Origin of the sequence: Pseudomonas juntendi, assembly GCF_009932375.1 — a bacterium.
In the GTDB taxonomy this organism is placed as follows: domain Bacteria; phylum Pseudomonadota; class Gammaproteobacteria; order Pseudomonadales; family Pseudomonadaceae; genus Aquipseudomonas; species Aquipseudomonas juntendi.
Genome location: NZ_BLJG01000113.1, coordinates 1 through 8,603, shown reverse-complemented (window position 1 = coordinate 8,603; position 8,603 = coordinate 1). Strand labels below are relative to the sequence as shown.

The window sequence follows — 8,603 nt, the reverse complement described above, 5'->3', positions numbered from 1 at the left end:
GTACCGCCCCCCGCCCCGGAGCCGGAGGTACGCCCGACCCGCATCATCACTTCGCCCGTACGCGGCGGCCAGCAGATCTACGCCCAAGGTGGCGATCTGATAGTCACGGCTTCGGTCAGCCCGGGTGCGGAACTTCTGGCCGATGGCAACATCCATGTGTACGGCGCCATGCGCGGCCGCGCCCTGGCCGGCATCAAAGGCAATACCAAGGCACGTATCTTCTGCCAGCAGATGACCGCCGAAATGGTCTCCATCGCTGGCCAGTACAAGGTCTGCGAAGACCTGCGCCGCGACCCGCTGTGGGGCACCGGCGTGCAAGTCAGCCTGTCTGGTGACGTGTTGAACATCACCCGTCTTTAACGGATACTTGCCAGCATTTTTAGTGCAACTTTTTTTACAGTTGCCTTTTATTTGAGCTATTAAAGCTATTTCAGTTTTTTGCAGGGACAAGTGTCCCGACTATTTTAGGGGTGAAACACCTTGGCCAAGATTCTCGTGGTTACTTCCGGCAAGGGGGGTGTGGGCAAGACCACCACCAGCGCCGCCATTGGTACCGGCCTCGCACTGCGCGGCCACAAGACCGTCATCGTCGACTTCGACGTGGGCCTGCGTAACCTCGACCTGATCATGGGCTGCGAACGCCGCGTGGTGTACGACTTCGTCAACGTGGTCAACGGCGAAGCCAACCTGCAGCAGGCCCTGATCAAGGACAAGCGCCTCGAGAACCTGTACGTGCTGGCCGCCAGCCAGACCCGTGACAAGGACGCGCTGACCCAGGAAGGCGTGGAAAAGGTACTGATGGACCTGAAAAAGGACTTCGAGTACGTGATCTGCGACTCGCCGGCCGGTATCGAGAAAGGCGCGCACCTGGCGATGTATTTCGCCGACGAAGCGATTGTCGTGACCAACCCTGAAGTGTCGTCGGTACGTGACTCGGACCGCATGCTGGGTATCCTGTCGAGCAAATCGCGCCGTTCCGAGAACGGCGAAGAGCCGATCAAGGAGCACCTGCTGATCACCCGCTACCATCCCGAGCGCGTGGTGAAGGGCGAAATGCTCAGCGTGGCCGACGTCGAAGAAATCCTGTCGATCAAACTCAAAGGCGTCATCCCGGAGTCTCAGGCTGTGCTCAAGGCTTCCAACCAGGGTATCCCGGTCATCCTCGATGACCAGAGCGACGCTGGCCAGGCCTACAGCGATGCAGTCGACCGCCTGTTGGGCAAAGAGAAGCCAATGCGCTTCATCGATGTACAGAAGAAAGGATTCTTCGAGCGCATTTTCGGGAGCAAATAAACCATGAACCTTTTTGACTTCTTTCGTGGCAGACAGAAACAGACCAGCGCGTCGGTGGCGAAAGAGCGTCTACAGATCATCGTGGCGCACGAGCGCGGCCAGCGCAGCGAGCCGGACTACCTGCCGGAGCTGCAGAAAGAACTGCTGGAAGTGATCCGCAAGTATGTGAACATCGGCAATGACGACGTGCATATCGAGCTGGAGAACCAGGGCAGCTGCTCGATTCTGGAGCTGAACATTACCTTGCCGGATCGTTGATTCGGCAAAAAAGCCGGGGCTGCGTTGCAGCCCTTTCGCGACACAAGGCCGCTCCCACAAGGGTTATGCACCCCCCTGTGGGAGCGGCCTTGTGTCGCGAAAGGGCCGCAAAGCGGCCCCGCTGTTTTCCCCTGATATAACCGAGACCGAGCAATGCCGCTGTCGAACATCCAGATCCTGCACGAAGACGCCGCCATCCTGGTGATCAACAAGCCGACGCTGCTGCTGTCGGTGCCTGGCCGCGCCGACGACAACAAGGACTGCCTGATCACCCGCCTGCAGGAAAACGGCTACCCCGACGCCCTGATCGTGCACCGCCTGGACTGGGAAACGTCGGGCATCATCCTGCTGGCCCGCGATGCCGACAGCCACCGCGAGCTGTCGCGCCAGTTCCACGACCGTGAAACCGAAAAAGCCTACACCGCGTTGTGCTGGGGCCAGCCGGCGCTGGACAGCGGCAGCATCGACCTGCCGCTGCGCTACGACCCGCCGACCAAGCCCCGCCACGTGGTGGACCATGAGCAAGGCAAGCATGCCCTGACCTTCTGGCGCATCGTCGAGCGCTGTGGCGACCACTGCCGGGTGGAGCTGACCCCGATCACCGGGCGTTCACACCAGTTGCGCGTGCACATGCTGTCGATCGGGCACCCGTTGCTGGGCGATCGCCTGTATGCCAACCCGCAGGCATTGGCGGCGCATGAGCGGTTGTGCCTGCACGCCTCGATGCTGAGCTTCACCCACCCGGTTTCCGGGCAACGGCTGAAGTTCGAGTGCCCTGCACCTTTTTAAGCTGCAAGCTTCAAGCTTCAAGCTGCAAGAAAAAGCAAAGACAGATCGCGTGGAAGCTTGCTCCGCGGACTGCCTTTGCTTGAAGCTTGTAGCTTACGACTTGTAGCTTATGGCTTGTAGCTTATGGCTTGAAGCTTATAGCTTGAAGCTCGAATTGGAGTGAGTTATGCGCGATGCACTGAATTCTGGCCTTATCGACTTTCTCAAGGCCTCCCCCACGCCCTTCCATGCCACCGCCAGCCTGGCCCAACGCCTGGAGGCAGCCGGTTACCAGCGCCTGGACGAGCGTGATAGCTGGGCCACGGTGCCGGGCGGGCGCTACTACGTCACCCGCAACGACTCGTCGATCATCGCCATCAAGTTGGGCAAGCAAGCCCCGCTACACCACGGTATCCGCATGGTCGGCGCGCATACCGACAGCCCTTGCCTGCGGGTCAAGCCGCAGCCCGAGCTGCAGCGCCAGGGCTTTTTGCAACTGGGTGTGGAAGTGTATGGCGGCGCCCTGCTGGCGCCGTGGTTCGACCGCGACCTGTCGCTGGCCGGGCGGGTCACCTACCGCCGTGATGGCAAGGTCGAAAGCCAACTGATCGACTTCAAACTGCCCATTGCCATCATCCCCAACCTGGCCATCCACCTGAACCGCACCGCCAATGAGGGCTGGGCGATCAACCCGCAGAACGAACTGCCGCCGATTCTGGCCCAGGTGGCCGGTGACGAACGCATCGACTTCCGCGCCCTGCTCACCGAGCAACTGGCCCGTGAACACGAGCTGATCGCCGACGTGGTGCTGGACTACGAACTGAGCTTCTACGACACCCAGCAGGCCGCCTTGGTCGGCCTGAATGGCGACTTCATCGCCGCGGCCCGCCTGGATAACCTGCTGTCGTGCTACGCCGGCCTGCAGGCACTGCTGGCCGCCGACAGCGACGAAACCTGCGTACTGGTGTGCACTGACCATGAAGAGGTCGGTAGCTGCTCGGCCTGCGGCGCCGATGGCCCGATGCTGGAGCAGACCCTGCAACGCCTGCTGCCCGACGGCGACACCTACGTGCGCACCATCCAGCGTTCGCTGATGGTATCGGCTGACAACGCCCACGGCGTGCACCCCAACTATGCCGACAAGCACGACGGCAACCATGGGCCCAAACTCAACGCCGGGCCGGTGATCAAGGTGAACAACAACCAGCGTTACGCCACCAACAGCGAAACCGCTGGGTTCTTCCGCCACCTGTGCATGGCCGAAGAAGTGCCCGTGCAGAGCTTCGTGGTACGCAGCGACATGGGCTGTGGCTCGACCATCGGGCCGATCACGGCCAGCCACCTGGGTGTGCGCACCGTGGATATCGGCTTGCCCACCTTTGCCATGCACTCGATTCGCGAGCTGTGTGGTAGCCATGACCTGGCGCACCTGGTGAAGGTGCTGACAGCGTTCTACCGGTGCCGCGAGCTGCCTTGAGGTAGGCAGGTCTGGCCCTATCGCCGGCAAGCCAGCTCCCACAGGTCCCCACAATACCTGGGTCTGCGGGGTTGCCTGTAGCCCACAATGCCAGGGCCTGCAGGGGACCTGTGGGAGCCGGCTTGCCGGCGATAGGGCCTGGCCTGCTCAAGGTCAATCCCGCTTCGCTTGCCACCCGCTATGCTTGTTACATGGCCCCACTGCAAAAGGATTGCTGTCCATGTCCCCGTTTTTGTCCCTGTTCGTGCCGGTTTTCCTGTTCCTGCTGTTGCTGACCGTTGGCTTCAGCATGCGCGAACGCAGTATCGGTGTGCTGATGATGTGGATCGGCACCTTGGGCATCTTTGGCCTGACCTGCTGGAAGATCCTCGAGAAACTGCCGACATAAACCTCTACACTCGGGCAATCGTTTGACCTGAGGTAGATTTGCCAGTGCCTGCCCTTCTGCGTTTCCTGTCCCTACTGTTCTTGCTGTTCATCACCCCGGTGCAGGCAGCGGGCCTGCCCAGCCTGCTGGGCAGCAGCGCGCCCGCGCAGCCGGAGGCCACCGAGCCACTGGGCAAGTCGCTGGACGAGGTGATCAAGAACCTCGAGAACGACCAGCAACGGGCCAAGCTGCTGGCCGACCTGAAAAAACTGCGCGATGCCACCCGGCAAACTCAGCCCAGTGTCGAGCAAGGTGTGCTCGGCCTGATCGGCGGTGCGCTGAGTGACTTCGAAAAACAGTTCAGCGGCGATGCCAGCCCGTTCCACCGCTGGGCGGCGGAAATCGAACAGGCCCAGGTCGAGCTGACCGAGCTGATGGTGCCGGTGCACCAGTGGCCGGCCATCCTGTTCGGCTTTGCCGCGGTGATTGCCGTGTGGAGCCTGCTGGCCTACTTCTTCAACTGGGTCGGCCACCGCATACGCCTGCGGTTTGGCCTGAGTGAAGAACTGCCGCAACACCCACGCACCTGGGACCTGGTGCGCTTTGCCTTGCGCAAGCTGGGCCCCTGGCTGGTGGCGCTGGTGTTCACCGTGTACCTGAGCTTCGTGCTGCCGCCGTCACTGGGCAAATCGCTGGCCATGGTGCTGGCCTACGCGCTGGTGGTGGGCACCTGCTTCTCGGCGGTGTGCGTCATCGCCTTTTCGCTGCTCGACGGCCCGCACCGCCACCGCGCCCTGCATATCCTGCGGCACCAGGCGTTCCGGCCGCTGTGGCTGATCGGCAGCTTCGCCGCCTTTGGCGAGGCCATGAGCGACCCGCGCCTGCTGGTGGCATTGGGTACCCACCTGGCACATGCGCTGGCAACCCTGGCCAATGTGATTGCCGCCCTGTGTACCGGGCTGTTCATCCTGCGCTTCCGCCGGCCGATCGCCCACCTGATCCGCAACCAGCCGCTGTCCCGGCGCCTGACCCGGCGCACGCTCAGCGACACCATCGAGATCCTGGGCAGCTTCTGGTTCATTCCCGCACTGATCCTGGTGGCGATTTCACTGTTCGCCACCTTCGTTTCTGCCGGTGACACCAGCACCGCGCTGCGCCAGTCGCTGATGTGCACGGTGCTGGTGGTGGTGTGCATGGTGCTCAATGGCCTGGTGCGGCGGCATGCAGCCAACCCCAAGCGGGCGGCCAAGCGCCAGGCGGTGTATGCCGAGCGCCTGCGCAACTTTGGCTACCTGCTGGTGCACATCCTCATCTGGCTGCTGTTCATCGAGCTGGGCCTGCGCGTGTGGGGCCTGTCGATGATCACCTTCGCCGAGGGCGACGGTCACGACATCAGCGTGCGCCTGCTGGGGCTGGCCGGCACGCTGATCGTCGCCTGGCTGGTGTGGATCCTGGCCGACACCGCCGTGCACCATGCCTTGGTACGTTCGCGCCGGGGGCTGGCCAATGCCCGCGCGCAAACCATGATGCCGTTGATCCGCAACGTGATGTTCGTGGTCATCTTCATCATTGCCGTGATCGTGGCCCTGGCCAACATGGGCATGAACGTCACCCCGCTGCTGGCCGGTGCCGGCGTGATCGGCCTGGCCATCGGCTTTGGCGCGCAGTCGCTGGTGGCCGACCTGATCACCGGGCTGTTCATCATCATCGAAGACTCGCTGGCCATCGACGACTACGTGGATGTCGGCGGCCACCTGGGCACCGTCGAGGGGCTGACCATTCGCACCGTGCGCCTGCGCGATATCGACGGCATCGTGCACACCATTCCGTTCAGCGAAATCAAGAGCATCAAGAACTACTCGCGGGAGTTCGGCTACGCGATCTTCCGGGTGGCGATCCCGCACAGCATGAACATCGACCAGGCCATCACGCTGATTCGCGAAGTCGGGCAAAAACTGCGCAACGACCCACTGATGCGCCGCAATATCTGGTCGCCGCTGGAGCTGCAGGGGGTGGAAAGCTTCGAGTCGGGTTCGGCGGTGTTGCGGGCACGGTTCAAGACCGCGCCGATCAAGCAATGGGAAGTGTCGCGGGCGTTCAACCTGGCGCTGAAGCGGCAACTGGACGAGGCCGGGCTGGATCTGGCGACGCCACGGTTGTCGGTGCAGGTGGTGACCGCCGGGGGTGGTGGGATGGCGGAAACCGGTTCCTCCAGTTAGCGCCTCTTCGCGGGCTTGCCCGCTCCCACAGGGTAATCACAGTGTTCAAGGCCTGTGCAGTACCTGTAGGAGCGGGCAAGCCCGCGAAGCAGCCAACACCCTAGCCCGCCTGGGCACGAATACGAATGGCATCATGCCGCCAATACTCCAGGTCACAGTCGATCAGGTGCCCATACTGGTCGCTGTTGACCCGGGTAATGTGCAGACCCGGGCTCCCCGCCGATACTTTCAACGCCCCCGCCGCTTCGACCGGCAATGCCGTGGGCAGGATCTCGAAACACACCTGCCCATACTCGATGCCATACACCCGCCCATAGATCTCGGTCAGCGACTGCGCCAGGTCGTGCTCGAGGATGTCCGGAAAATACCGGGGGTCGAGGTAGTGCTCGGCATACAACACTGCCCGCCCATCAATGCGCCGCAACCGGCAGATGCGCACCACACTGGACAACGCCGGCAACTGCAGGCGCGCGCAGATGGCCGCCGGGGCTGGCTGCAGCCGCGCCGACAGCAGCTCGGTACTGGCCACGCGCCCCTGGGCGCGCACCATGGCATGGAAGTGGCTGCGTTCGATCAGGTCGTAGGTCAGGCGCTGCGGCGCCACAAACCAGCCGCGCCGCTCTTCGCGGTAGATCAGGCCCTGGGCTTCAAGCTGCACCAGCGCTTCACGCAGGGTAATGCGCGTGGTGCCGAACAGCTCGCTCAGCCGGCGCTCGGCCGGCAACTTGCCGCCCGGCTCCAGCAAGCCGTGCTCGATCTGCTCCTGCAGGGCATGGCAGATGGCTGTTACCGCACGCGGGGGCATCGACTGCATCAAAAGGTTACCTATCTGGACTAGTCCAGCCCCACAAAGGGGCCTGTGAAGATTAGTGCAGCCTAGGCAGGGCTGATGAATATCCTGTGACAAGCGCCTGCCGCGACCCTTGCCAGAAACGCGCCAAGGCCGCCCGACCGGTTGAATTCCGTGGTCTACGCTTTAGTCGCAGGGCCGTTGCCGGTGTACCCCTACATCAAATTGTCACGCAAGCGGCCTACCTTGGCTCAAGGTTTGCTGACCTAGACCAACGGTCACCAGACAACCCCTCACTCCTAACAACGATCGCTACAGGCACCCATACCAAGGAGCTTCGGATGAAAAAGTTGTTCATGGCGTCACTGCTCGGTTCGGCCATTACCCTGTGCACCTCGGCGCTGGCCGCCGGCCCTGACCTCAAGGCGCTGGAAGACGCCGCCCGCAAGGAAGGCACCATCAACAGCGTGGGCATGCCCGATGCCTGGGCCAACTGGAAAGGCACCTGGGAAGACCTGGCCAGCAAATATGGCCTCAAGCACAGCGACACCGACATGAGCTCGGCGCAGGAGCTGGCCAAGTTCGAGGCCGAGAAAGACAACGCCAGCGCCGATATCGGTGACGTGGGCGCCGCCTTCGGCCCGATTGCAGTGGCCAAGGGTGTCAGCCAACCGTACAAGCCCAGCACCTGGGACCAGGTGCCGACGTGGGCCAAGGATGAAGATGGCCACTGGGCACTGGCCTATACCGGCACCATCGCCTTCATCATCAACAAGGATTTGGTCAAGGAAGGCGATCGCCCAACCACCTGGCATGACCTGGAGAAGGGCAAGTATAAAGTCGCCATCGGTGACGTCGGCACCGCTGCCCAGGCGGCCAATGGCGTGTTGGCGGCAGCCATTGCCTACAAAGGCAGTGAAAGCAACATCGAACCCGGCCTGCAACTGTTCACCAAACTGGCGCAGCAGAAGCGCCTGTCCCTGGCGAACCCGACCATCCAGACCCTTGAAAAGGGTGAAGTTGAAGTGGGCGTGGTATGGGACTTCAACGGCCTGAGCTACCGCGAGCAGATCGACCCCAAGCGTTTTGAAGTGCTGATCCCGGCCGACGGCTCGGTGATTTCCGGCTATACCACCGTCATCAACAAATATGCCAAGCACCCCAACGCTGCCAAGCTGACTCGTGAATACATCTTCAGCGACGCCGGGCAGATCAACCTGGCCAAGGGGCACGCCCGGCCGATCCGGGCCGAGCACATGAAGTTGCCGGAAGACGTGCAGGCCAAACTGCTGCCCAACGAGCAGTACAGTGCGGCGCAGCCGATCAAGAATGCCGAAGCCTGGGAAACGACCTCGAAGAAGCTGCCGCAATTGTGGCAGGAGCAGGTGATCATCGAGATGGAATGAAGAAGCTTCAAGTTTCAAGTTTCAA

General features: G+C 62.3%; 9 protein-coding genes. 8 read left to right on the top strand and 1 reads right to left on the bottom strand.

Translation table 11 applies throughout. The features are described from left to right. The 7 genes from minC to GYA94_RS16015 all read left to right on the top strand — a co-directional run. Positions 1 to 360, top strand: a 360-nt coding sequence (gene minC, locus GYA94_RS16040; protein WP_161892694.1) for a septum site-determining protein MinC, incomplete at its 5' end; no start/stop codon positions are given. Positions 361 to 480: 120 nt separating this feature from the next. After that, positions 481 to 1,293: a septum site-determining protein MinD gene (gene minD / locus GYA94_RS16035; RefSeq protein ID WP_003252574.1), complete on the top strand. Its 813-nt coding sequence runs from the start codon at positions 481 to 483 to the stop codon at positions 1,291 to 1,293. Between the two features lie 3 nt (positions 1,294 to 1,296). Then, the gene (gene minE, locus GYA94_RS16030) at positions 1,297 to 1,551 is read left to right on the top strand and encodes a cell division topological specificity factor MinE (protein ID WP_009682849.1); all 255 of its coding nucleotides are present in this window, start codon (positions 1,297 to 1,299) and stop codon (positions 1,549 to 1,551) included. Between the two features lie 153 nt (positions 1,552 to 1,704). Beyond that, complete coding sequence (locus GYA94_RS16025; RefSeq protein WP_029885883.1) at positions 1,705 to 2,340, top strand: RluA family pseudouridine synthase; 636 nt, start codon at positions 1,705 to 1,707, stop codon at positions 2,338 to 2,340. A gap of 166 nt (positions 2,341 to 2,506) precedes the next feature. Next, positions 2,507 to 3,796 carry a M18 family aminopeptidase gene (locus GYA94_RS16020; RefSeq protein ID WP_009682847.1) on the top strand — a complete coding sequence of 430 codons (1,290 nt, stop codon included), beginning with the start codon at positions 2,507 to 2,509 and terminating at the stop codon, positions 3,794 to 3,796. 220 nt (positions 3,797 to 4,016) lie between these two features. After that, the gene (locus GYA94_RS27695; protein WP_009686254.1) at positions 4,017 to 4,184 is read left to right on the top strand and encodes a hypothetical protein; all 168 of its coding nucleotides are present in this window, start codon (positions 4,017 to 4,019) and stop codon (positions 4,182 to 4,184) included. 44 nt (positions 4,185 to 4,228) lie between these two features. Beyond that, positions 4,229 to 6,382 (top strand): mechanosensitive ion channel family protein, encoded by a 2,154-nt coding sequence (locus GYA94_RS16015; protein ID WP_054912951.1) that lies wholly within the window; start codon positions 4,229 to 4,231, stop codon positions 6,380 to 6,382. Positions 6,383 to 6,482: 100 nt separating this feature from the next. Here GYA94_RS16015 and GYA94_RS16010 read toward each other — a convergent pair whose 3' ends face one another. Next, positions 6,483 to 7,196: a UTRA domain-containing protein gene (locus tag GYA94_RS16010; protein WP_161892693.1), complete on the bottom strand. Its 714-nt coding sequence runs from the start codon at positions 7,194 to 7,196 to the stop codon at positions 6,483 to 6,485. Positions 7,197 to 7,513: 317 nt separating this feature from the next. Here GYA94_RS16010 and GYA94_RS16005 point away from each other — a divergent pair, with 317 nt between their 5' ends. Then, positions 7,514 to 8,578, top strand: a complete 1,065-nt coding sequence (locus GYA94_RS16005; protein ID WP_110678066.1) for an ABC transporter substrate-binding protein — start codon at positions 7,514 to 7,516, stop codon at positions 8,576 to 8,578. Positions 8,579 to 8,603: the final 25 nt, after the last annotated feature.